General features: G+C 72.5%; 19 protein-coding genes and 1 pseudogene. 8 read left to right on the top strand and 12 right to left on the bottom strand.

What is annotated here, in order from left to right; genetic code table 11:
* Positions 1 to 381: 381 nt before the first annotated feature.
* The 5 genes and pseudogenes from ACFV20_RS11935 to ACFV20_RS11915 form a co-directional block, all read right to left on the bottom strand.
* Positions 382 to 873 carry a DUF5709 domain-containing protein gene (locus tag ACFV20_RS11935; RefSeq protein ID WP_385655323.1) on the bottom strand — a complete coding sequence of 164 codons (492 nt, stop codon included), beginning with the start codon at positions 871 to 873 and terminating at the stop codon, positions 382 to 384.
* A 179-nt stretch (positions 874 to 1,052) separates the two neighbouring features.
* Positions 1,053 to 1,389 (bottom strand): annotated as a pseudogene (locus ACFV20_RS11930) (HoxN/HupN/NixA family nickel/cobalt transporter); the annotation flags it as partial.
* A 310-nt stretch (positions 1,390 to 1,699) separates the two neighbouring features.
* Positions 1,700 to 3,178: a hypothetical protein gene (locus tag ACFV20_RS11925; protein ID WP_385655294.1), complete on the bottom strand. Its 1,479-nt coding sequence runs from the start codon at positions 3,176 to 3,178 to the stop codon at positions 1,700 to 1,702.
* A 105-nt stretch (positions 3,179 to 3,283) separates the two neighbouring features.
* Positions 3,284 to 5,638 carry a glycoside hydrolase family 65 protein gene (locus tag ACFV20_RS11920; RefSeq protein ID WP_385655292.1) on the bottom strand — a complete coding sequence of 785 codons (2,355 nt, stop codon included), beginning with the start codon at positions 5,636 to 5,638 and terminating at the stop codon, positions 3,284 to 3,286.
* Positions 5,635 to 6,372, bottom strand: a complete 738-nt coding sequence (locus tag ACFV20_RS11915; protein WP_385655290.1) for an HAD family hydrolase — start codon at positions 6,370 to 6,372, stop codon at positions 5,635 to 5,637. Before ACFV20_RS11915 ends, ACFV20_RS11920 begins: the two co-directional genes overlap by 4 nt.
* A gap of 113 nt (positions 6,373 to 6,485) precedes the next feature.
* On the opposite strand from ACFV20_RS11915, the gene ACFV20_RS11910 reads away from it, so the two are divergent.
* Positions 6,486 to 7,160 carry a nucleoside/nucleotide kinase family protein gene (locus tag ACFV20_RS11910; RefSeq protein ID WP_385655288.1) on the top strand — a complete coding sequence of 225 codons (675 nt, stop codon included), beginning with the start codon at positions 6,486 to 6,488 and terminating at the stop codon, positions 7,158 to 7,160.
* An 8-nt stretch (positions 7,161 to 7,168) separates the two neighbouring features.
* On the top strand, positions 7,169 to 7,705 hold the full coding sequence (locus ACFV20_RS11905; RefSeq protein WP_385655287.1) for a GNAT family N-acetyltransferase: 537 nt from the start codon (positions 7,169 to 7,171) through the stop codon (positions 7,703 to 7,705).
* Between the two features lie 30 nt (positions 7,706 to 7,735).
* Here ACFV20_RS11905 and ACFV20_RS11900 read toward each other — a convergent pair whose 3' ends face one another.
* The 5 genes from ACFV20_RS11900 to ACFV20_RS11880 form a co-directional block, all read right to left on the bottom strand.
* On the bottom strand, positions 7,736 to 9,454 hold the full coding sequence (locus tag ACFV20_RS11900) for a hypothetical protein (RefSeq protein WP_385655286.1): 1,719 nt from the start codon (positions 9,452 to 9,454) through the stop codon (positions 7,736 to 7,738).
* Positions 9,455 to 9,456: 2 nt separating this feature from the next.
* Positions 9,457 to 10,359 carry a carbohydrate ABC transporter permease gene (locus tag ACFV20_RS11895; RefSeq protein WP_385655285.1) on the bottom strand — a complete coding sequence of 301 codons (903 nt, stop codon included), beginning with the start codon at positions 10,357 to 10,359 and terminating at the stop codon, positions 9,457 to 9,459.
* Positions 10,356 to 11,267 carry a carbohydrate ABC transporter permease gene (locus ACFV20_RS11890; RefSeq protein ID WP_385655284.1) on the bottom strand — a complete coding sequence of 304 codons (912 nt, stop codon included), beginning with the start codon at positions 11,265 to 11,267 and terminating at the stop codon, positions 10,356 to 10,358. The genes ACFV20_RS11895 and ACFV20_RS11890 overlap by 4 nt, the downstream gene beginning before the upstream one ends.
* Before the next feature lie 119 nt (positions 11,268 to 11,386).
* The gene (locus ACFV20_RS11885; RefSeq protein ID WP_385655283.1) at positions 11,387 to 12,715 is read right to left on the bottom strand and encodes an ABC transporter substrate-binding protein; all 1,329 of its coding nucleotides are present in this window, start codon (positions 12,713 to 12,715) and stop codon (positions 11,387 to 11,389) included.
* Between the two features lie 272 nt (positions 12,716 to 12,987).
* Complete coding sequence (locus ACFV20_RS11880) at positions 12,988 to 14,121, bottom strand: ROK family protein (protein ID WP_385655282.1); 1,134 nt, start codon at positions 14,119 to 14,121, stop codon at positions 12,988 to 12,990.
* Between the two features lie 274 nt (positions 14,122 to 14,395).
* On the opposite strand from ACFV20_RS11880, the gene ACFV20_RS11875 reads away from it, so the two are divergent.
* Together ACFV20_RS11875 and ACFV20_RS11870 are read left to right on the top strand one after the other, a co-directional pair.
* Positions 14,396 to 15,295, top strand: a complete 900-nt coding sequence (locus ACFV20_RS11875) for an N-acetylglucosamine kinase (protein WP_385655280.1) — start codon at positions 14,396 to 14,398, stop codon at positions 15,293 to 15,295.
* A gap of 139 nt (positions 15,296 to 15,434) precedes the next feature.
* Positions 15,435 to 17,351, top strand: a complete 1,917-nt coding sequence (locus tag ACFV20_RS11870; protein ID WP_385655278.1) for a phosphatase PAP2 family protein — start codon at positions 15,435 to 15,437, stop codon at positions 17,349 to 17,351.
* A 271-nt stretch (positions 17,352 to 17,622) separates the two neighbouring features.
* Here ACFV20_RS11870 and ACFV20_RS11865 read toward each other — a convergent pair whose 3' ends face one another.
* Both ACFV20_RS11865 and ACFV20_RS11860 read right to left on the bottom strand, forming a co-directional pair.
* Entirely contained in the window at positions 17,623 to 18,024 is a 402-nt protein-coding gene (locus tag ACFV20_RS11865) for a DUF3662 domain-containing protein (RefSeq protein WP_385655277.1), read from the bottom strand.
* Positions 18,025 to 18,079: 55 nt separating this feature from the next.
* Positions 18,080 to 18,244, bottom strand: coding sequence for a hypothetical protein (locus tag ACFV20_RS11860; protein WP_385655275.1), 165 nt, complete (start codon positions 18,242 to 18,244; stop codon positions 18,080 to 18,082).
* 157 nt (positions 18,245 to 18,401) lie between these two features.
* Between ACFV20_RS11860 and ACFV20_RS11855 the strand changes: the two genes are divergently transcribed.
* The 4 genes from ACFV20_RS11855 to ACFV20_RS11840 all read left to right on the top strand — a co-directional run bounded on the left by ACFV20_RS11855 (position 18,402) and on the right by ACFV20_RS11840 (position 23,125).
* The gene (locus ACFV20_RS11855) at positions 18,402 to 19,319 is read left to right on the top strand and encodes a MurR/RpiR family transcriptional regulator (protein ID WP_385655273.1); all 918 of its coding nucleotides are present in this window, start codon (positions 18,402 to 18,404) and stop codon (positions 19,317 to 19,319) included.
* Positions 19,320 to 19,577: 258 nt separating this feature from the next.
* A complete protein-coding gene (locus ACFV20_RS11850) occupies positions 19,578 to 19,958 on the top strand; it encodes a hypothetical protein (protein WP_385655271.1) in 381 nt (126 codons plus the stop codon).
* 99 nt (positions 19,959 to 20,057) lie between these two features.
* On the top strand, positions 20,058 to 20,624 hold the full coding sequence (locus ACFV20_RS11845) for an antibiotic biosynthesis monooxygenase (RefSeq protein ID WP_385655269.1): 567 nt from the start codon (positions 20,058 to 20,060) through the stop codon (positions 20,622 to 20,624).
* A 107-nt stretch (positions 20,625 to 20,731) separates the two neighbouring features.
* On the top strand, positions 20,732 to 23,125 hold the full coding sequence (locus ACFV20_RS11840; RefSeq protein ID WP_385655268.1) for a SpoIIE family protein phosphatase: 2,394 nt from the start codon (positions 20,732 to 20,734) through the stop codon (positions 23,123 to 23,125).
* Positions 23,126 to 23,243: the final 118 nt, after the last annotated feature.

The following is a 23,243-nucleotide window of genomic DNA, read 5'->3' as shown; positions in this document are numbered from 1 at the left end:
GGCTCCATCACTACAATCACCACCGCCCCCACACCGCGACCGGCGGCAAACCACCCGTCACCAGGTTGACCAACGTCCCTGGGCAGTACACCTAGGTCGTATCCGCACAGTCTCTTCGTCCGCCCGGAGGGCGGGCCCTGTGGCGTCCGGCGCGTGCTCTCGGCGTGCCGGACGCGGTCCCTCGTGCTGGGCGTACACGGGACCGTGTCCGGTGCGGTGAGCGTGCGTGCCAGGGGTCGTGGGGCAGGAGGGACTCTGCGGACACGGCCTGGCCCGCCCTGCCCGGAGAGGCCGGGCACGCGGAAGGCCACCGGTCCGGCGCGGCTGCGTCCGGTCCGGTGGCCTCGTGCGTGCCGGGACGACCGTGCCCCGGCGGGCGGGTCAGGGCCTGCCGTCGGTCTCGGGCAGCGCGTCGTCGTCCTCCACCACGTGCACGGCGGCCTCCTCCGCGCCGGCCGCTCCGCCGTCGATGCCGACGTCGGACGCGACGGACTCCTTCGTGGTGTCGGGGTGCGCGCCCTCGTCCGGGGCGACCAGGCGGCCGGAGCGGGCCGTGCCCGCCTCGGGGTCCACCGGTTCGCCGTCGCTGTCGGGCGTGTCGCCCACGCCGTCCCCGGCGGGCTCGGCGGACACGTCCGGGACCTCCTGGGCCAGCCGTTCGTCGAGGCTCTCGCCCTCGTGCTGCTCGGCCGCGGTGGTGCCGCGCTTGGTGACGCCCAGGGGCTTCTCCGGCGGGGAGTAGCCCTCGTCGAGCGTGTCGTCGTAGGTCCGTTCGTCGACTGCGTCCTGCAGGTCCAGCGGCGCGGCGTCCTCCTGCTCCTCGTTGGTACCGGTGGGCTGGTACACGTCGTCCGCCATCGGTTCGGGGCGCATCGGTTCCGTGCCCATCACTCCTGCCTTTCCTGTCCGCTGCTCGGCTCGTTCGTCTCGCCTGTCCGTTCCGCGTTTCCCGTTACGCGGGCTCTAACCTCGGCGGACGTGCTCCGGCCGGGCGGGACTGCGAACGTCTTGCGAGGACGACCCTGGAGTGGCCGCTGGAGTGGCCGAGGGAGAACCGGAAGCGGCTGCTGCCCCTCCCCCATCAGCTTGCGGGCCGTGTCGTCGACGGCGGCCAGGTGATCAGGCGTCGAAGGCGTGCCGCACACCGAGCGTGTACGCGGTGACTCCGATGCCGATGCCGAAGGTCTGGGTGCCGATGACCCGGTGCTGCGGGGCGACGACCACGACGAGGCCGAACCAGCCGATCACGTGCAGCGCCAGGATGAAGCGTGCCATCCCCCCGGCCCTGGTCCACTCCCGCCGCGTGGAGGCGCGGACGCGGCGCCCGGCCGTGCGCTGGGCGGGGGCCGGGGCGGGGAGGGGCGGAGTGGACTCAGGGGCGGCCGTCATCGGGGGGAGGTCTGTCTGTCGGACGGACGGCTGCGGTGCCAGCCTCTCGCCATCCCCGGGCAGCTGCAAGTGATGTGCAGTAAAGGCCGTGGCAGGTCTTGTCCATGGAAGCGAAAACTCCGACGGCGGCGGGTGCGCCCGTACGGTGTCACAACGCGCCCCGGGCGTACGGCGATCCGGAGCCCTCCGCGTGGAAGCCGGACTTCTCGTAGCGCCTCGTGCTCGTTCGCCGCCATGCCGTTCCCCCTCGATCGTGACCGTCGACCGACTCCTGTCTGAGCCGGGCGACCGGGAACGCGTCGCAGGGGTGTCAGGGGCCGGGTGCGATGCGGACGTCGAGGTCCGAGATCCGGTGGACGGGCCAGGAACGGGCGTAGCGGGCCGGGGTGCCACCGGCCTCCGCGAGGTGGGCGACCGGGAGGCGGTCGGCGGTGCTCAGGACGCCGGCGACCGTCATGTTCTCGTTGTTCCCGGAGGTCGCCCCCGAGGAACAGCCGGTGTAGTAGGCGAGGGGGATGGCCTCGTGGCCGGTGAGCAGGCAGGGCGGGCGGACGCCGAGCCGGTGCAGGGTGTCCGCGGTGCGGGACCAGTCGCGGCGGCTGTCGGTGTTGCGGGTCACGGCGCCGTCCAGCACGGCGAGCTGCGCCGCGAGATGCCCGGCCAGAGCGAGCGCGACGAGAGGTGCGGCCACCGGGCGCCAGGCCCCGCCCGGGGCCCTGACCAGGTGCCACAGCGCGTCGGCGACCGGGATCGCGAGCAACGCGTAGGCGGGCTGGAGGAAGCGCGGGGCCGCGTAGCCGATCATGAAGAGGTACGGAAGGGCGGCGGTGGTCGCACAGGCCAGCGGGACCAGGCTCCGCTCCAGGCGCCGGGCCCGGCCCGCGACGAGCAGCCCCAGACCGGCCAGGACGGGCAGGGTGAACCACCAGAGCGTCACCAGGGGGCTGGGCATCGGCCCCGTGCACGGCCGGCACAGGGCCCGGCCGCCCAGGCTGCGCAGCTGATCGTCGACGGCGATCTGCCAGCCCAGCCCGCCCTGGATCCGGGACGCCTCCGCCAGCCGCGCCCCCAGGCCGCCGTGGCTCAGGTACGCCTCGATCACCCAGGGCACGGCGCCCGCGGCGAGACCGGCCGCGAGCACGAGCAGGAGACGCCAGTGGCGGCGCACCAGAGCGAGGACGAGCAGCGGCACGGCCACGTACACCGCGTCGGTGGGACGCATCCAGGCCATGAGCGCGCCGCCCGCCGCGAGGCCCCACAGAACCCTTGTTGAGGAACGTTCCGCCCGCGCTCGCAGGAAGCAGCCGACGCTGGTCAGGGCGCCGATCGCGACCCAGTAGTTGGGCATGGCCTGCGGACCGTAGAAGAGGGTCATCCACAGGGACGCGAACAGGGCCCCGCCGGCGACCAGGACACGGGTGGGGAACAGCCCCCGCCAGGTGCACAGGGCCAGATGGAGGGCGAGGCCGGACAGCAGGGCGAGGTAGACGCGCAGCAGCGGGACGGACGACGACCAGGAGGCGACCGGCGCGACCAGCAGGGAGACGCCGCGGGAACGGGGGGCGCTGAAGAAGGCCGCGGGATGGTGCGAGGTGACCTGGCTGACGTAGACGATCTCGTCCCAGCCCAGACCCAGGACGGGCCGGACGAGGACGAGTTGTGCGAGGACGAAGACGGCGGCCAGGGCGGCGAGGGACGGCGTGCCACGCTGCCCGCGGGGGGCACGCGTGGCCGCCGCCCGGTCGTGTCTTCGCCTTTGCACGAGGATGGCGTTCGCGCCGTCGGGCATGGTCCGCCCCTTCCCCGTCGATCGGAAATCCCGATCAAGCTAACCCGCGGGGCCGGGGCGTGCGGGGCGGTGCTGGGCCAAGTGCCTGACCCCGCCGGACGCGGGTCAGCGGGTGCGCGGGGCGCGGTGCGGGGGCCGGCTCGGGGCGGGGCGGTGGGTCGGCTCGGGGACGGGCCGGGAGACGGGGGCGTCCTCGCTCACGGTCAGTTCGCTGCCGTGGTGGTGGATGGTCAGGGGCTGTCCGGAGTTCAGGGTGTAGGTGGCCCGGTCGGCGGTCATCTCCACGCGCAGGCACCGGCCGAGGAAGCAGACGGTGAAGGCGAGCCGGCGGTAGCGCGCGGGGAGGCGGGGCGCGAACCGCAGGGCGCCGTCACTGCAGCGCATGCCGCCGAACCCGGCGACCAGCGCCATCCAGGTGCCGGCCAGCGAGGCGATGTGCAGTCCGTCGCGGGTGTTGTGCTCCAGGTCGCCGAGATCCATCAGCGCGGCCTCGGCCGTGTAGTCGGCGGCCAGGTCGAGATGGCCGGACCGGGCGGCCATCACGGCCTGGACGCAGGCGGACAGGGAGGAGTCGCGGACGGTCAGCGGCTCGTAGTAGGCGAAGTTGCGGGCGATCTGTTCCTCGTCGAAGAACTCCTCGAAGAAGGCGCCGCAGGTGTACATCGCGAGCACCAGGTCCGCCTGCTTGACGACCTGCTTGCGGTACAGGTCGAAGTAGGGGAAGTGCAGCATCAGGGGGTACTGGTCCGGACCGGTGCGGTCGAAGTCCCAGCGCTGGTAGCGGGTGAAGCCGGAGTGCTGTTCGTGGACGCCGAGCTCGTCGTTGTAGGGGACGTTCATGGCCTCGGCCGCGGCCCGCCAGGCGGCCGTCTCCTCGTCGTCGGCGCCGAGTCGCGCGGCTTCGTCGGGGTGGCGTTTGCAGACGTCGGCGGCGGCCAGCAGGTTCGCCCGGGCCATGAGGTTGGTGTACGTGTTGTCGTCGGCGATGGCGCTGTACTCGTCCGGTCCGGTGACGCCGTCGATGTGGAAGGTGCCCCGGTCGTCGTGGTGGCCGAGGGAGCGCCACAGCCGGGCGGTCTCCACCAGGAGCTCCACGCCGACCTCGCGTTCGAAGGTCTCGTCGCCGGTGACGGCCACGTACCGGACGACGGCGTCGGCGATGTCGGCGGCCACGTGGAAGGCCGCCGTGCCGGCCGGCCAGTACGCGGAGCCCTCCGAGCCGTCGATGGTGCGCCAGGGGAACGCGGCTCCGCGCAGGCCCAGTTGGGTCGCGCGCTCCCGGGCGGCGGGCAGGGTGTCGAGGCGCCAGCGCAGGGCCTCGGCGGCGGCCTTCGGCGCGGTGTAGGTCAGCAGCGGCAGTACGAACGCCTCCGAATCCCAGAAGGCGTGGCCGTCGTAGCCGGACCCGGTGAGCCCCTTCGCGGGGATGGCGCGCTGTTCGGCGCGGGCACCGGCCTGGAGGACGTGGAAGAGCGCGAAGCGGACGGCCTGCTGGATCTCCTCGTCGCCGTCGATCTCGACGTCGGCACCCGCCCAGAAGTCGTCGAGGTACGCCTTCTGATCGTCGAGGAGTCCCTGCCAGCCGCTGTGCGCGGCCGCGGCCAGGGCGGCCTCGACCTGGTCGCTCATCGCGGGCCGGGAGCGGACGCCGGACCAGCCGTGCGCGACCAGCTTCTCCACGCGCAGCCGCTCCCCCGGTTCCAGGACGGCGGTGACGGTCAGCCGGGCCACGTCCACGTTGCTCTCGCTGCTGGTGGTGGTCCGTTCGGGTCCGGTGACGGTGTGGTCGGCGGCCACGGCGACCCTGAGGCCGCTGCGGCGGGTGCGGTGGACCAACCGCAGCCTGCTGCCCTCGGCGAGGTCCTCCTCCGGCTCCAGCGGTGATTTCAGTGCCTTGGCGGCACGCGGATCGCCGTCCGGCTCGGGCAGGCTCTCGTTGGCGACGAGTTCCGACTGGACGACCACGCGGGTCCGGCTGTCGACCGGCTCCACCTCGTACGCCACGGCGGCTATCGCGCGCTGGGTGAGGGACACCAGCCGCGTGGAGCGCACCCGGACGGTCGAGCCGGCCGGGCTCGTCCACTCGCAGACCCGTTCCAGGACGCCCCGCCGCAGGTCGAGCGTGCGCTCATGGGTGACGAGCCGCCCGTAGCGCAGGTCGAACGGCTCGTCGTCGACCAGGAGGCGCAGCACCTTGCCGTTGGTGACGTTGATGGAGGTCTGGCCGGACTCGGGGTAGCCGTAGCCGGCCTCGGCGTAGGGCAGCGGGTGCAGTTCGTGGACGCCGTTGAGGTAGGAGCCGGGCAGGCCGTGCGGTTCGCCCTCGTCGAGGTTGCCGCGCCAGCCGACGTGCCCGTTGGACAGGGCGAAGACGGACTCGCTCTGCGCCAGGACGTCGAGGTTGAGTTCCCTCTCGCGGACGGTCCAGGGCTCGACGTCGTACGCCCGCTGTGTGATCACTGCGTGTCCCCCAGTTCGGCGAGGTCCCGCACCACGGTGTCCGCGCCGTGCCGGTACAGCGCGTCGCTCTGCCCGACCCGGTCGACTCCGACGACGTATCCGAACCGCCCGGCGCGGCCCGCGTCCATGCCGGCCAGGGCGTCCTCGAAGACGGCCGCCCGGGAGGGCTCGACGCCGAGGTCCTCGGCGGCGGCGAGGAAGGTGTCGGGGTGCGGCTTGCCGGGCAGCTTGCGCTCGGCGGCGACGACGCCGTCGATCGTCACGTCGAAGAAGTGCTCGGCGCCGATCGAGCGGAGCACGTCACGGCAGTTGGCACTGGAGGAGACGATGGCGGTGCTCAGTCCGTGGGCGCGGACGGCCTCCAGATAGCGCAGGGTGCCGTCGTAGGCCTCGACGCCGTCGGTGCGGATCTTCTCGAGGACCAGGTCGTTCTTGCGATTGCCGAGGCCGTGCACCGTCTCGGCGCCCGGTGGGTCGTCGGGGTCGCCGTCGGGCAGGTCGATGCCGCGGGAGGCGAGGAAGGTGCGCACACCGTCGGCGCGTGGCCGCCCGTCGACGTACTCGTCGTAGTCCGCCGCTTCGAACGGCCGGAAGTCCGCGCCGTCGCGCTCGCGCAGGAAGGCGTCGAACATCTCCTTCCAGGCGGCCGCGTGCACGACGGCCGTCTTGGTGACGACGCCGTCGAGGTCGAACAGACAGGCGTGGATGCTTTCGGGAAGACCGAGCTGCGTCATACAGGACCGGTTCCCCCTGCGGAGATGTTCCATCGAGTGGCGCACGCCACATGCCGGGGGCGCGAGGGGGGACGTCCGGCGTGCGCGCCCGGCCCGGGTGGCAGACTCTCCCTGTGCCGCTCACCTTCGACGACCTCCTCCACCGCGCCCGGGCGCTCCCCCGGGACGGCGGCCGTGCGATCCTCGGGATCGCGGGCGGTCCCGGCGCCGGGAAGTCGACGCTGGCCGAGCACCTGGTGCGGGAGTTGAACGGCACGGGCGAGCCCTGGGTCGCGCACGTTCCCATGGACGGCTTCCACCTCGCCGACGCCGAGCTGGAGCGCCTCGGTCTCCGGGACCGCAAGGGAGCACCCGAGACGTTCGACGTCGCGGGATACGCGGCCCTGCTGCGGCGGCTGCGCGACGAGCCCGGCGACGACATCGTCTACGCGCCCGGTTTCGAACGCGCCCTGGAACAGCCGATCGCGGGTGCCCTCCCGGTGCCGCCGAGCGCACGACTGGTCGTCACCGAGGGCAACTACCTGCTCCTGCAGACTGGTTCCTGGTCCCGCGTGCGTCGCCTCCTCGACGAGGTGTGGTTCTGCGAGCTGCCCGAGCGCGAGCGCGTGCGCCGTCTGGTCGCCCGCCACGAGCGGTTCGGCAAGACGCACGAGGAGGCGGTGGCGTGGGTGTCCCGCTCGGACGAGCGCAACGCCGAGCTGGTCGCGACGACCCGGGCGCGGGCGGACCTGGCGGTACCGGAGCCGGCGATGCCACGCCGGCGGGCCACGTTTCGCGATGGGGCATGATCTGCCGCATGATCCGATCCGCCACCCTGGACGACATCCCCGAGATCCGCACGATGATCCGCGAACTCGCCGCGTACGAAAGGGCGGAGGAGCAGGCCCGGGCCACCGGGGAGCAGCTGGGCGCGGCGCTGTTCGGGGAGCACCCCGCGGCGTTCGCCCTGATCGCCGAGGACGACGCCACGGGTGGGGTGGTGGGCTATGCCCTGTGGTTCCCCCGCTTCTCGACCTGGACGGGGACCCGCGGCATGCATCTGGAGGACCTCTACGTCCGTCGGCACGCCCGCGGCGCGGGGCACGGCAAGGCCCTGCTCGCCGCCCTCGCGGCGACGTGCAGGCGCAACGGGTACGACCGCTTCGAGTGGTGGGTCCTGGCCTGGAACACACCGGCCGTCGACTTCTACACCTCGCTCGGGGCCGAGCTCCTGGACGAGTGGAAGGTGTGCAGGCTGAGCGGTGATCCCCTCAGGGAGCTCGCGGCCCAGGCGCCGCCCGTGCGGACCCCGGCCGCCGACACGCGGGAGCGGCACGCGCGTGGCCCCCGGTGACGCCGGGGGCCACCGCGTGGGTCGTCCGTGTCACGCCGCAGGTGCGGTCCGGTGGGCGCGCAGGGCGAGGGTCAGCGTCTGGGGGCCGTGGCCGCCGAGGTAGAGGCGGTTTCCGGTCGTCGCGTCGGTGCCGCCGACCACGGTGTAGTCCTGTCCCGGGTCGTAGCCCAGCAGGTCGCCGCGGTCCGGTCCGGCCAGCGGTTCGCCCGCCTCGACGTCGGCCTCGACGCTGATCGCGTCCTCACCGACCCGGTAGGTCACCGGCCCCTTCGTCAGGCACCAGCGCCCCTCCCCGAGCGGTGCGGCACCCTCGGGTACGCCACCGGGCCGGAAGGTCAGTTCGAGGGCCCAGGGCACGCGGGGTCCGCTGAGGTCGATCCGCAGGTCGGCGCCGTCCTCCCGCAGGTCCACCTCGACGCGGGTGGTGTGGGAGACCTCGTCCCGGGGCCGGTCCGCGAACGACATCGCGGCCGAGAAGCGCCCCTCGTCCACCACGCGGTAGGCGGCGTCCGCCCGCCGCAGCTCCGCGGGGAGCGGCTGGTAGTAGGCGGCCGTGAGGGTCTCGGTCAGCCGGTACCGGTGGTCGGCCGGCCGCTGCACCTCGGCGGCGCGGAACGGGCCGAGGTCGAAGAAGCCCCGGGAGAGACGGACCGCGTCGAGGACCGCGTCCCCGGCGAACAGCCGTAGGAAGGTGGGGTTGCAGGCGAGGCCGGAGCGGATGCGCCGGTGCGCGGGCACGTCGGAGCCGCCGTACACCACCGTGTGTGCAGCGGCCGAGGCGCGGACGGCGAGGCGCGCGGTGGTGAGGTACCGCTCGCGGGGCAGTGTCTCCGCGGCCGGGGCCGGCAACGGGTGGCACAGGTCGGGGGTGAGGAGTGTCCCGGCGAGCAGGTCGGGGTCGTCGATGCCGCCGGCCGCCGCCAGCCGCGCGGCCCTGCTGAAGTCGCCCCGGCCGGTGCGGATCGCGAGCAGCCGGTAGTGCGGCAGGTAGGGCGCCAGCGGGAACGGCCGGTTCTGGTCCTGCCGTCGCGACAGGACGGTCTCCACCGTGCCGTCCGGCCCGATGAGGTCCAGGGTCGCGGCGAGATTGCGTTCGACGGCGTCCCGCAGATCGGCGCGGTCGAGCACGTCGGCCAAGAGCAGCAGCGACGGGTTGGACACGTGGGCGGCGTAGTTGGCGCTCCGCTCCGAGTACAGGCCGTCCGCGTCGATGTCGACACCCTCCGAGAGCCACTCCTCGACGCGGTCGCGGAGCCGTTCGTCGGGGAACGACCGGTGCAGCCGGGCCAGCGCCGCGCACAGTTCCCAGCGGTGGTTCGGGGTGTGCACGCCACCCGTCAGCAGACTGCCCGAGGCGGCGCGGGCGATCCCGGCGAGCGCGGCCGTGACCTCGTCCAGTTCCGGGCCCGCACCGGCGGCCAGCACGTGCGCGTCGCACACGTCGTTGACGGTGAACGCCGAGTCCGGCGGGGACTGCACGTTGTCACCGCCGGCGAACAGGCCGGTGGCGGTCTGCGTGGCCCGCAGGGCGCGCAGGTGGGTCGTCGCGGCGGCGACGGCGCGCGCGCTGCCGTGCAGGGCGGAGTCCGGCGACCGGTAGGCCGCGATCAGCGTCTTCACCCGGCGGGCCAGGGTGCGGTGGGCCGCGCCTGCCGGTTCCGTGTCGGGGGCGGCCGCGAGCGGGGCGGCCTCCCGGTCGGCGGCCGCGGCCACCGCACGGAGGAACTCGTGGTCGAGCGGGGTGGGCAAGGTCAGTCCTTCAGTCCGGCGTTGATGTCGGCGCCCATGACGTAGCGCTGGAAGACCAGGAAGATGGCGATCAGGGGGATCATGGAGATGACCGATGCGCCGAGCAGGACCGACCAGTTGATGTTCTGCGCGCCGACGATGCTCTGGATGCCGATCTGCACGGTGAACTTGCTGGGGTCGTTGAGCATCAGCAGCGGCCAGATGTAGTCGTTCCAGCGCCACTGGAAGGACAGGATGGCGAGGGTCAGCATGATGGGCCGGGAGAGCGGCACCATGATCCGCAGGAAGATCGACAGCTCCTTGGCGCCGTCGATGCGCGCGGCCTCGACGAGTTCGTCGGGCACCGTCAGGAAGAACTGGCGGAACATGAAGCATCCGGTCGCGGTAAGCACGGCCGGGAGGATGATGCCGGCGAAGGAGTTGTAGAGGCCGAGGTTGCGGACCACCAGGAACTCCGGGGCGAGCATGACCTCGGACGGCAGCATCGTGGTGGCCAGGATGCAGACGAAGAAGACCTTGAGCCACTTGTTGTCGTACTTGGCCAGCGCGTATCCGGTGCAGCAGCTGACACCCACCGTGAGGATCGTCGTGATCACGCACACGAGGGCCGTGTTGACGAAGTACTGGGAGAAGTTGGCGCTGTCCCACGCCGCCTTGAAGCCGGACAGGGTGGGGTTGTGCGGGACCAGGGTCAGCGGATAGGAGAACAGGTCGCCGGCCGGCTTGAGGGAGCTGAGGATGAACCACAGCACCGGCAGACCGTACAGGCACGCCAGGATCCACAGCAGTGTCGTCGCGGGCACCGCCCGCCGGAGCCCGCCGGTGGCCGCGTTGCGGGGCCGCTTGGCGGGTACGGGCTGTTCGGTGTCGGCGTCGAGCGGGCGTGGCATGTCTGTGGTTGTCATCGGTTCTCCACCCGCCGGTTGACGATCAGCTGGACGATCGCGACGGCCATCAGGATGAGCATGAGCACGAACGACGCGGCGCTCGCGTAGCCGATCTGGCCCCGCTTGAAGCCGGTCTCGTAGATGTACTGCACCATCAGGTTGTTCGACGTTCCGGGTCCGCCGTTGTTGAGGGCGACGAACACCGGGTATTCCTTCATCGCGTTGATCGTGTTGAGCAGGATGACGATGAACGAGGTGGGCGCGATGCTCGGCAGTGTGATGCTGACGAACTTGCGCCATGAACCGGCGCCGTCGAGTTCTGCCGCCTCGTAGTACGACACCGGGACGTTCTTGATCGCCGCGATGAACAGCAGCATCGTGAAGCCCGTCCACGCCCAGGCCGCCGCCATCACCACCACCAGCAGCGACAGGTCCGCGTTGGACTGCCACGGGACGGCGCCGCCGCCGAGCTTCTCGATGACGTAGTTGACCAGTCCGAAGTTCTCACCGAACAGCCACCGCCACAGGACGCCGACGACGATGGGCGACAGCAGCCACGGGATGAAGAAGATGACACGGGCGACCGACGAGCCCTTGGCGTGCTTGTTCACCACCAGGTTGGCCGCGAGCAGCGAGAGCGCGAAGTTCAGCGGGACGAACAGCACGGTGTACAGCAGCGTCCGGCTCAGCGCGTCGTAGAACGTGGAGTCCCCGAACAGGTGCTGGTAGTTGTCCAGCCCGACCCACTGGAACACCCCCACACCCGTGTAGTTCGTGAAGGAGTAGAGGAGCCCGATCACCGCCGGCCAGACGAAGAACAGCGCGAAGAGCACGACGTTGGCCGCGATGAGGACGAGCGGCGCAAGGGTGTACTTACTGCGTCTCCTGGGCGGGCTCGCGGACACGTCCGAGGCGCGTTTTGTCATCTTCCTGACTCCGTGCTGGTGGAAGGGATTGCAGGTGGGCTCACGCCATGAGCCCTGGATCGCGGGGCCTGTCCGGGGCCGGGCGGCGGTGTCTCACCCCCGCCGCCCGGCCGCGCGGCCTACGATCCGCCGCCGACCTGCTGGTTGTAGCCGGCCACGATGTTCTCCAGGGCCTTGTCGGGCGACTGCTGGCCGTTGATCGCCTTGCCGAGCTCCGTCTTGGTCGGGTCCTCGGCGAGGCTCTTGCCCTTCAGCACCCACTGCGTCTGCGCGCTGTTGAAGTAGCCGGAGATCGGGGCGTACAGCGGGATCGAGTCGTTGTAGAGCTTGAACGCCGCCTGCGCCGCCTCGGACTTGAAGGGGTACTTCGGGTTCAGGCCGTTCTCGACCGGCAGGAATCCGGAGGCCTCGCACAGCACGCGGTAATGGTCGGGCTCGTAGATCCAGGACAGGAACTTCTGCGTGGCGGAGGCCGCGTCACCGTTGTTGTTGAAGCCGACCATCATGCCGCCGCTGTTGACGTCACTGGCCTGCACCGGCTGGGCGGGCGTGGGGGCGCTGGCCCAGTCGAACTTCTTGATGCTCTCGGAGAAGGCGGCGACCTGCCACACGCCGGACCAGTAGGCGACCACGTCGCCGCTCTGGAACATGGCGGCCGGGTCGGCGCCGCTGGTCCACACCGACTTCGGCATGGTCTTGTTGTCGTTCCATCCGACGAAGGTGTTCACAGCCTTCTTGGTCGCCGCGTCCGCCGAGAACGTGCCGGAGGAGTCCGCGTGGACGTACTTCCCTCCCATCTCGTAGACCATGGCGCGCAGGCGGGAGGGCGACTGGTCGAAGGTCAGGGAGTACTTGGCGCCGGTCTTCTCGCGGACCTTGTTCGCCGTCTTGATGAACTCGGTCCAGGTCCAGGTCTTCTGCGGCGAGGTCGGGAAGGAGACGCCGGCCTTCTCGAACAGCGACTTGTTGATGAACAGACCGGACGCGGTGACGTCCGAGGGGATGGCCAGCACCTTGCCGGACGAGTCCTTGGCGAGGAAGTTGGCGTTGATCTTGTTGCTCTTCTTGCCGGCGATGGAGCTGAGGTCGATCAGCTTGCCCGACCAGATCGGGTCCAGCGCCGGCACGGCCGCCACGTCGGGCAGGGAGTTCGCCTGGGCGGCGTTGTGCAGCTTCGTCGTGTAGCCGTCGTAGGGGATGTTGACGAGCTTGACGGTGACGCCGGTGTCCTTCTTGTACTGCGACACCATCTTCTTCCAGCCCGCGTCCTGCCCCGGAACCGTGGAGATCCAGAACGTCAGCGACTTGGAGGTACCGCCGGAGCCTGACCCCGACCCGCAGGCGGTGAGCAGAAGAGCACCTGCCGTGGCCACGGCAGCGAGGGGAACCACGCGGCGTATGCCGCCGCGGCCGAGTCGGCGGGAGCGCCGCACACCCACACTGATCATCTTCGATCCCTTTTCTTCGTAGCGGAAGAAGCACGGCGCCAGCCGAGGCGGCACGGGTGCATTGTGCAGAGATGTCGCTTCCCGGGGCACGGCCTCGCCCGGCCGCGTCGCCTTGACGGGTGGCGTCCCCGGCCATGACGGCCGGCGTCGCACAAGCACGCCCTCGTGCGTCTGCCGTACGGTGCGTACGGGCGGGATGCTCACCCGGAGTCGGCGTCCCGGCCGACTCAGAAAGCGCTTGTCCGGACATTGGCAGATCGAGTCGGAACCCGTCAATCCTTCGTCCCCGCGACCTGGGTCACGGTTTGGACTCCGCGGGAAACCGCCAGTCGGGCGGCCCCCACGACGGTCCCGAGATCGCCGACCGTGCTGCTGACGACTTCGGTGGGCCAGCTCAGCCGGGCGAGCTCGGCCCGGACCCCGTGCAGGAGCTGGGGGTACGCGCCGGTGCTGCCGCCGAGCACGACCAGTCCCGGGTCCAGCACGGCGGTCACGGCGGCGGCCAGCCGGCCCACGTCCACGGCATGGCGGTCGACGACGGCACGGGCGGCGGCACTGCCCTGCCCGGCCAGGGCGAAGAGCTCCTCGGCGGTGGCCGGGCACGGCCCGTCGCCGTCCGGCCAGGCCTCGGCCGCACGCCGCAGCAGGGAGTGCGCGCCGATGTACTCCTCCAGCGCTTCGTGGCGGGGTTCCCGCCCGTCGTCCCACGGGTAGGGCAGCCGGGCCAGCTCACCCGCGGCGCCGTTCGCTCCGCGCAGCACCTGGCCGCCGACGACGATGCCGAGGCCGATACCGACGCCGATGCGCAGGTAGCCGAAGGTGTTCCGGCCCCGGGCGGCCCCTTCGTGCAGTTCGGCGAGGGCGGCGCAGTTGACGTTGTTCTCGAGGTGGACGGGGACGCCCGGCGGCAGCGCGACGGCCACGGCGTCGAAGACGGGACCGGCCTTGGCGGTCGCCGGACGCACACCGGCGCCCTCCCCGCGCGGCACGGTGACGTCGCCGACGGCGACGACGATGGTCCGCAGCGGGGCGTCGGCGGGCAGCGCGTCGAGCGCCTCGCGCACGACGTCGGCGGCGTCAGCCCGGGATCCGGCGGCCTCGGCGAGCAGCGTGCCGTCCAGCGCGCAGCCCCGGACCCGGGTGACGGCGGGGCCGAGGTCGACGGCGAGTACGGCCCCCGCGGCCGGCCCGAGGCGGTAGACGGCCGCGTTGCGTCCCGTGCCGCTGGAGGCGGTGCCGGAGTGGGAGGCGAGCCGGACGCCCTCCAGTTCCGCGACGGCCGAGGACACCGTCGGCTTGGACAGGCCCGCGAGGCTCGCGAGCTGCGGCCGGGTCGCCCGGCCGGCGTCGGCCAGGACGGCGAACACCGCGCCGGCGCTCTCGGTCAGACGGGGGGCTCTTGCCACGTCAGGTTCCAACGGTTCCCCCAACGGGTGACGGGCCGCGCTCCCGGATCGATCGTCTCGGATCGTCTCGGGTCGTCTCCACGGGAGGCGGCGATCAGGATTGCTCTCTTGACGCACTGTACTTCGTTAGTTAACTTCCTAACGAAGGTCACGGTACTCGCCTGCCGTGCTCCGCCAGAAGCCCGTCCCGGGGCTTCCCTAGTCCTTCGACCGCCCCTCATCCAGGCACGGTTCGCCCACCGTCGCAGCACAGCGCAACGACGAAAGAGGTTCCGTGCAGGACTTCGCGCCCCTCGTGGTCGGCATCGACGTGGGCGGCACCAAGACGCATCTGCGCGCGCTCGCGGGCCGGGCCCCCGTGGCCGACCACGTCCGTACGAGCGCCGGCTGGCGGCCGCACGATCCGGTGGCCGCCGCCCGGTGGCTGGCCGCGCTGGTCACCGACGTGCTCCCGGCCGGTGCCCGCCCCTCCTCCGTCGCCGTCGGCGGGCATGCCTGCGAGACCCCCCGCCAGTGCGAGCGGATACGCGCCGCGCTCCGAGAGCACCTCGACGCGCCCGCCCTGGTGGTGGGCGACGCCCGGCTCCTCGTCCCCGCGGCCGGACTGGACAAGGGTGTCGGCCTGGTCGCCGGCACCGGCTCGGTGGCGGTGGGGCGGCTGCCCGACGGCACCGCCGTCCAGGTGGGTGGCTGGGGCGCGGCCCTCGGCGACGAGGGCGGCGCCGCCGGTCTCGTCCGTGAGGCGGCACGGGCCGTATGGGCGGCCCACGACCGCGGGGAACCACCCGACGCGCTCGCGCTCGGGCTCATCGCCTCGCTCGACGTGCCCGAGGTACCCGCGCTCGGCGCGGCCCTGGAGGCGGCCACGGATGTCTCCGCCGAGTGGGGCCGGCACGCTCCGGTCGTCTTCGCGGCAGCCGCCGACGGCTCCGCGCTCGCCCGGACCGTGATCGACGAGGCCGGTGGGGCGCTGGCCCTGCTGGTCCACCGGCTCACCGCCCGCGGGGTCGCCGCCCGCGACGTCGTCGTCGCGGGCGGAACGGTGCTGTCCCAGCCCGGTCTGTACGACGCCTTCACCGAGGCCCTGGCCGAGACGGTGCCCACGGCCCGCGCCAGGCGCCTGGAGGTGCCACCGGTCGAGGGCGCGGTGGCACTGGCACGGTCGCTCCTGTGAGAAGGGGCGACGCGTTCACCGGCGGGACGGGTCCCCGCCCTTGATTCCTCGTCGAGGGGACACCGCCCGGCCTTTGCATCACGCGAGAGCGCACGACTTCCCCGGCCACATCGCCGAAGAACTGAAGAGAGGCACATCCATGCCGTCATCCGCCGGGCACCACTCCCCCACCCTGAACCGGAGGGGTTTCCTCAGAACGTCCCTGGGCGGCTCGGCCGCGCTGGTCGCCGCGCCGGCCTTCGCCGGATGGCTGGGCGCCGCGGACGCCAAGGCCGCCACCGCCCCCGCCGCGTTCGTCGACGACTACAAGACCAACCTCCTGACGAACCAGACCCCCGAGACCAACGCGGTCGTCCGGGTTCTGGGGGGCTTCGCGGAGATGTGGAAGACCGGCGACTGGAACACCGGCACCCCGCTCATGCCGGAGGTCCTGCGCGCCAACGTGCGCTACTGCGAGCGGATCACCGCCGGGCGCACCGACGCGGAGGCGAAGCAGGCGTTCGTCATCGACCGCCAGCACCAGAGCTACTCGATGATCGACGGCCTCGGACCGCTGGCCGCGCTCTACAAGTCGGGCGCCAAGGCGGTCACGTCGATCACCGGCGCCCCGGAGGGCACCCCGCCGGCCAAGGTGAACGACGCCGTGCCCGCCGACGCCCCGGCCGGTTCCGCGCTGGGCGCCGGCTCGTACGACTCCGAACTGGGCCAGGTGGCACGGCTCGTGGACACCCTGCGCGGCACCTGGGCCTCCGGCAACCCGGCCAAGTTCGCCTACCAGTACCCCCGCCCGTGGCGCATGAACGAGGACAGCGAGGTCGTGGACACCGGCCGGACGGACGCGTTCGGTTTCCCGGTGTACGAGTCGAAGGTCGTCGTCGCCCCGCAGCTGCTGCGCCAGCGCGGCGACAAGCCGGCCGAGGACGGCGGTTTCCCCAGTGGCCACACCAATGCCCTGCACCTGGCGTCGCTGGCCTACGCGTACGCGGTGCCGGAGCGTTTCCAGGAGCTGGTGACGCGCGCCCTGGAGCTCGCCCACACCCGGATCGTCGCCGGCATGCACTCCCCCGTCGACGTGCTCGGCGGCCGGATCATGGCCACCGCCCTGGCCGCCGCGACCCTCGCGGACCCGGCGAACGCCGGCCTCAAGGCAGCGGCCCGCGCACAGGCCCTGTCCTACCTCACGGAGAAGACCGGCACCACGCCCGACTCCCTGTACGCCTACGCGCACTCCGCGGACACCGGCACCGACCCCTACGCCGACCGGGACGCCAACGCCCGTGCGGTCCGGCCGAGGCTGACGTACATCCTTCCCCGCCGCGGCCGCGAGTCCCCGCTCACGGTGCCGAAGGGCGCGGAGGTGCTGCTGGAGACGCGGCTGCCGTATCTGAGCCCGGACCAGCGGCGTGAGGTGCTGCGGACGACCGCACTGCCCTCCGGGTACGTCCTGCTGGACGGCTTCGAGCAGTGGGGCCGGCTGAACCTGTTCGCCGCGGCCGACGGTTACGGAGCCTTCGAGCGGGACGTCACCGTGACGCTGGACGCGGCGTCCGGGGGCTTCCACGCGGCCGACAGCTGGCGCAACGACATCGAGGGCGAGGGCGGTCTGACCAAGCGCGGCTCGGGCACGCTCACGCTGACCGGCCACAACCGCTACCGCGGCGGGACCACGCTGGAGGCCGGGACCCTGGTGGCCGCGTCGCCGCGCGCCCTGGGCGAGGGCGACGTCCGTGTCACGGGCGGCACCCTCCGCGCGGACCGGGTGCTGCGGGTGCGCGGATCGTACGTCCAGGAGGATGAGTCGACGCTGGACCTGCTGCTGCGCGAGGGCCACGGCCCGGCACTGACCGTGCGCCGGCGGGTCCTGCTGGGCCGGGGAAGTGTGCTGTCGCTGCGCCTCGATGCCGGGCGGCCGCCGGTCGCGGGGACGACCGTCCCCGTGCTGTCGGCCTCGCAGCTGCGCGGCCGGTTCGACCGCGTCGAACTGGACTCGAGCACGCTGCGGGCCGTGCCCCTTCCTGCAGCGGACGGTCTGTCGGTGCGGATCGTGCGGCGGTAGCGCGTTCTCCGGCCGGGGCGGGTCCACGGTTGGGCCTCCGGACCGCCCCCGCCGTTGCTCGGCCCGTGTCGCTGTCGCCCCCGGCACGGGCCGACGCCACACCCGGCCGGGCAGACGCCGGCGGTGCCCCTCGTGGCGGTCCCCCGCGCCCGGAGGGCAGCCGCGAAGGCCACGGGGCGGCCGGCCGGTTGATCGGCGGCAGCCGCCCCGTCGAGGCCGTCGGGCGCTCGGTCACGTTGTACCGCCGCCGAGCAGCCGCGGCGCTGGTACGTCAGTGCATCGCGTGGAAGAAGCCGTCCGCGCTGACGTGCTGCATGACCCTGCTGGCCACCCGGTAGCGGCCGTTGGGCACGTCGGGGCACCTCGCCACGTGGACGGCCAGCGGGCCGGCGAACTCGTAGCCGCGGCGTTCCGCGTGGCGGGAGAGGCGGTCGGTCAGGGCCTGTCCCACGTCGGTGCCGGTGCGGGTCAGATGGTCGTGCACGTCGTCGGGGAGCTCCACGTCGTAGGCGTTGGGGACCATGACGCGGCCCTCGCGGCACACGACGGCGTTGTCGTCGCACTCGCGCCGCAGGGCGTCGCAGACCTCGACCGGTTCCTTGTCGAGGAGCCGCGCCCACAGCGCGTCCCAGCGGTTCTCCAGGGTCTGTTCCAGCGCACTCAGCGCGCTCATGCCGTGTCTCCTGCCGGAAGCGTCGTCGGTTCGGTCGGGTGCGGGGGTGGTGTCCCTAGCGGTCGTCGTAGTCGTCGGGGCGCACCTCGGCCTCCTCCAGGGCCTCGCGCATCGTGCGGCCGGTCGCGCCCGGCGGGCGGGTGCGGTTCTCGTCGTCGTGCTGTTCCAGCAGTTCGTCGGTGGTCTCGGTCTTGGGGCGGTTTTCCTCGGGGACGGTCATGGCGAACGGCTCCTTCCTCGGTGGGTGTGCGGCGGCGGGTTCCCGCCGGGCGTACGGGTAACCCCCGGCGGGGCGGCTCATGCCGCCCGGAGAAGCCCTGGTCACCTTGGGTGGTGAGCTATGTTGAACGTCCGTGGGAGACGAAGGAGGCGCACCGGTGCCATCGCCGCAGCAGGCACGCGCACAGGCATCCGCGATCACCTCGGGGAAGGCCGGCCCCGAAGCGGAGGTCTCCCCGTCCGCCCAGCTCAGGACGCTGTTCGACCGCCCCCGGCTGTCCCCGGGGCAGCGGCGTATCGCGCAGTACCTGATCGAGCACATCACCGAGGCGGCGTTCCTGTCGATCACGGAGCTCGCGGACCGGGTCGGCGTCAGCCAGCCCTCGGTGACGCGGTTCGCCTCGGCGGTCGGCTTCAGCGGTTACCCGGCCCTGCGGGAGAAGCTGCAGTCGATCGCGCTGGGCACCCTCGCGGGCGGGCCGGCCGAGGAGCTGCGGGGCAACGAACTGCAGGCGGCGGTCGACGCCGAGATCGAGAACCTGGAGAACCTGCGGCGCGACCTGGCCGACCCGACCCTGGTCATCGACGTCGGGCGCAAGCTGTCCTCGTCCGCTCCCCTGACGGTCCTCGGGCTGCGCATCTCCGTCTCGCTCGCCGAGTACTTCGCCTACGCCGCCCGCCGGATCCATCCGGACGTACGCCTCGTGACGCGGGGCGGCAGTGTCGCCTACGACGCGCTGCTGCAGTCGCGTGAGGCGGGCGGTACGTGGGTGCTGGCGTTCTCCATGCCGCGGCACGCACAGGAGACCCTGACGGCGGTGCGGGTGGCGCGGGGCGCCGGGCTCAAGGTCGCCCTGATCACCGACCTGGCGCTCGGGCCGCTGGCGGACGAGGCCGACGTCGTCTTCGCCATCGGGACGGGCTCGCGGCTGGTCTTCGACTCCTACGCGGCCCCGGGTGTGATGTGCTCCGCGCTGCTGCAGGCCATGACCGACGCGGATCCGGAGCGGACCCAGGCGCGTCTGGAGGAGTACGAGCAGGTCGCCGACCAGCACCAGTTCTTCCTCAGGGACTGAGCGGCGTTCGGCGGGTCCCACATGAGGACCATCCGCAACAAAGCACGCATGAATGTTTTCATGCTCCTTGCAAACCGGATGGCATATATAAATACTGCTCACGGATCGCGACCCGGCAGTTCCGGATCCGTTCCGCACCCGTGGAGCCGGGTCCTACCCACTCCGGGTCCCGGGTGTCCGTGGCGGCCCCGGTCATCCCCTAGGCCGGGGCCGCCCCGACCCGTCGTCCACCCACACGACGCCGCACACCCGGAAGCGATGATCATGCCCCTGACGACCACGCGCATCAGCCCGGACTGGCCCTGCCAGGTCAAGACCCCCGGGAGCTACGACTGGGAGCGCTCGGCGGCCAAGTGGCTGCGTGAGCTGGTGCCCACGCGCTACGCCGGATACCCGGCGTTCGTCCGCCACCCCGTCCTTCTCGCACGGCACGCCCACCTCCAGGTCCAGAACGAGATCCGGGTCGCCCGCACCGCCCTGCAGACCGCCCGCGCCGACCTGCCCGGGCTGGGCCTGCACGAGGGAGCCATCGAGCACGCGATCAAGCTGTACGCGGCCGAGGTCATGCAGCTCCAGCACATCGCCCGCAGCGTCCGGGCGGTCACCCAGGCCCTGGTCGAGGCGAACCGCCAGCCGTGAGCCACCAGTCGTGAGCCACCAGTCGTGAGCCACCAGTCGTGAGCCACCGGCTGTGAGCCGCCGGGCATGACCGGCGCCGGGCGTGGCACACGTGGGGGAATGAGCACCACGACAGGCCGGCGCGGCGAGCCGGTGACCACGGTTCTCACCTGGCAGGTGCGCCCGGGCCGGGAGCGGCGGTTCGAGGAGTGGACGCGCGGCATCACCCGCTGCGCGCGAGAGTTCCCCGGCAACGAGGGCGTCTCCTGGCTGACACCCGAGGACGGCCACCGCTACCACGCGGTGCTGCGCTGGTCCGATCAGCACCGGCTCGCCGCCTGGCTGGAGTCGGAGGAGCGGGCGCACTGGCACCGTCAGATCCAGGACGTCGCGACCGAGGTCAGCAGCCGGCGCCAGTCGACGACCGGGATGGAAACCTGGTTCAGCCTGCCCGGCACCACCGTGCAGGCCCCGCCCCGCTGGAAGATGGTCCTCACCACCTTCCTCGGCGCCTACCCCTTCACCCTGCTCATCCAGTGGCTGGTGACACCCCACACCACCGGCTGGCCGCTGCCACTGCGGGCGGCCGTCTTCCCGCTGGTGCTACTGCCGCTGCTCACCTATCTGGTCATGCCGCGGCTCAGCCGGTTGTTCCGGCTGTGGCTGTATCCGCGCGACGGACGATGAGCGGTTTCCCGTGAGGCGGACGGGACCGGAGGGACCTCGGGGAAGGGGGAGCAACCCAAGCCCACAAGTCGGTCTGCGAACCGGGCCAGGTGTGCAATGCTCGACGCGTGACGAGCGAGCCCGTGACACCGGCGCAGCCCGGTGCCGCACCGGACCTGGTCGAACTGGCCAAGGTCGTCGCCCGGCAGCGCGCCGAGCTGGACCGGCTGCGCGACCAGGCGGCCACCTCCGCTGTCGTCGAACGGGCCAAGGGCGCGGTCATGGCGCTGACCGGCTGTTCCGCCGACGCGGCGGGCGAACAGCTGCGCCGGCGGGCCGAGGCCGGCCGGCACACCCTCCTGGAGGAGTGCTGGATCACCCTCGGCACGCTCGCGCCGATGTCGTCCGGCCCGGACACCGCAAGCGAGTCCGGCGACGCCGAGGCTGCCGGCCGGACAGGAGCCCTGGAGCCCTCGGCCGTGCCGGACGACGTCACCGCCGCCCTGGCCCGCCTCGGCCGGGCCCTCGTTCGGGTGATGACCCCGCACGACCTCGCCGGGTGTCTGCTGGACCATCTCGGCCCCGACATGGCCGCGGACGCCGTCCTGATCTACGCCCGCAGGCCCGACGGCGGCCTGGAGCTGATCGGGCACGCGGGGATCGACGACAAGCTGGCGGCCCAGTGGGGCCAGGTACCGCCGCTGAGCGGAGTGGCAGCGCTGGACGCGCTGCGCGCGGGCGAGCCGCGCTGGCTGGAGGACTTCCCGGCGGACGACCGGCGCTACCTCCTCATCGGCGACCCTCCCGACCGGTGGCGTTCGCGCGCCTGGCTGCCGGTGCCCGCCGCGGGCTCCGCCGACGTCTGCATCGGCGTGCTGCGCGGGCGGGCCGGGGCGTTCACCCCGCGCGACCGTGCCCACCTGCAGGGCGTCACCGGGCTGTGTGCCGGCCGGCTGCGGGCCTTCGACACTCCGCCCGAGCGCGACGCCGACGCCGCCACGGACGCGGTGCAGGCGCTGTTCGAGGCGCTGCCGGTCGCGGCGATGCTCCTCACCCCGCTGCGGGCAGCGTCGGGTGAGACCGAGGACTTTCGGGTGGAGGCCGCGACCGCCCAGGTGGGTGATCTGCTGGGCCGCAGCGGTGAGGAAACGGCCGGGCGGCGGCTGCTGGAGCTGCGCCCGGCCCTGGCCACCGAGCCGCTGTGGCAGGGCTGTCTGCGAGTGCTGGCCACCGGGACGGTGTACGAGGGTGAGCCGTTCGCCCACGAGGAGGTCGTGGCGGGCATCGCCGAACTGTCCGTGTACACGGCCCGCGTGGCACCGCTGGGCGACACCCTCGTCGTCTCGTGGATCCGGCACGGCTCCTCCGACCGGCAGGAGCAGCGGCTGGCGGATCTGCAGCGGCTGGGCAATCTCGGCTGGGCGAGCTGGAACCTGGCCCGGCAGGAGGCGTCCTGGTCGACGCAGGTCTTCTCCCTCTTCGGCCTCGATCCCGGCGACGGCCCGCTGCGGCTGCCCGAGGTGCCGGGGCTCGCGCTGCCCGAGGACACACCGGCCCTGACGCGCGCCATCGGTGAACTCGTGCACGCGGGGCGTCCGTTCGACGTGCCGTTCCGGGTCCGGACGAGCGGCGGCATCCGGCATCTGCGGCTGGCGGCCGAGGCGGTGCCCGACCGGCACGGCACACCGGTGGAGGTGCACGGCTTCGTCCAGGACATGACCGCCCGGCGCCGGGCGGAGCTCGCCCTGGTCGAGAGCGAGCGGGCGATCCTGTCGCAGCACGACGTGCTCCAGGCCGAGCGGACCCTGGCCTCCCGGCTCCAGCACGCGCTGCTGCCGATGTCCAACCGTCCCGTGCACCTGGCCGGGCTGCGGGTCGAGGTCGCCTATCTGCCGGCCCAGTCGGGTGTGCATGTGGGCGGTGACTGGTTCAGCGCCATCGAACTGCCCGACGGGAGCGCGCTGCTGGTGGTGGGCGACGTCGCCGGGCACGGGGTCGACGCCGTGGCCACGATGGCCCAGCTCCGGTTCACCGCGAAGGGCATGGTCATCACGGGCTCGTCGCTGACCGGTGCGCTCGCCCGGCTGAACACGCTGCTGCTGCACTCGCGCGACTCCCACACGACGGCCACGATGGTGCTGGCCCGCTACGACCCCCGTCGCCGGCGCCTGGTCTGGGCGCAGGCGGGGCATCCCCCGCCGTTGCTGCTGCGGGACGGCGAGGCCCGGTACCTGCGCCGCCCGGGCGGCATGCTGCTCGGGGCGTCGGCCACGCCGGTCTACCAGGAGGCCGAGTGCCGTCTGCATCCGGGCGACCGGCTCATCCTGTACACGGACGGCCTGGTCGAGCACCCCCCGCACAGCATCGACCGGGGCCTGGAGGAGTTCGCCGAGGAGGTGGCCGCCCCGCACGGCGACGGGCCCGCGTCGCTGGGACCGTTGCTGGCCCGGATGCTGCCGGACGTGCGCCGCGACGACGTGTGCGTGGTGGACGTCCGGGTCCCCGGGGTGGAGGACCGCTGACGGGCCGCTCCCTCCGCCCGGATCCGCCGGGACTCCCCCGGCTCGCGCCGCTTCACAGGTCCCCGCGGTGGCGCCAGTACCACCACAGGCCCACCAGCAGGGCCAGCAGGAACAGGAC

The sequence above is a fragment of the Streptomyces sp. NPDC059696 genome (assembly GCF_042733745.1).
Taxonomy (GTDB): Bacteria; Actinomycetota; Actinomycetes; order Streptomycetales; family Streptomycetaceae; genus Streptomyces.
The sequence above is the reverse complement of the archived record's forward strand: the minus strand, read 5'-3'. Positions and strand labels throughout refer to the sequence as shown.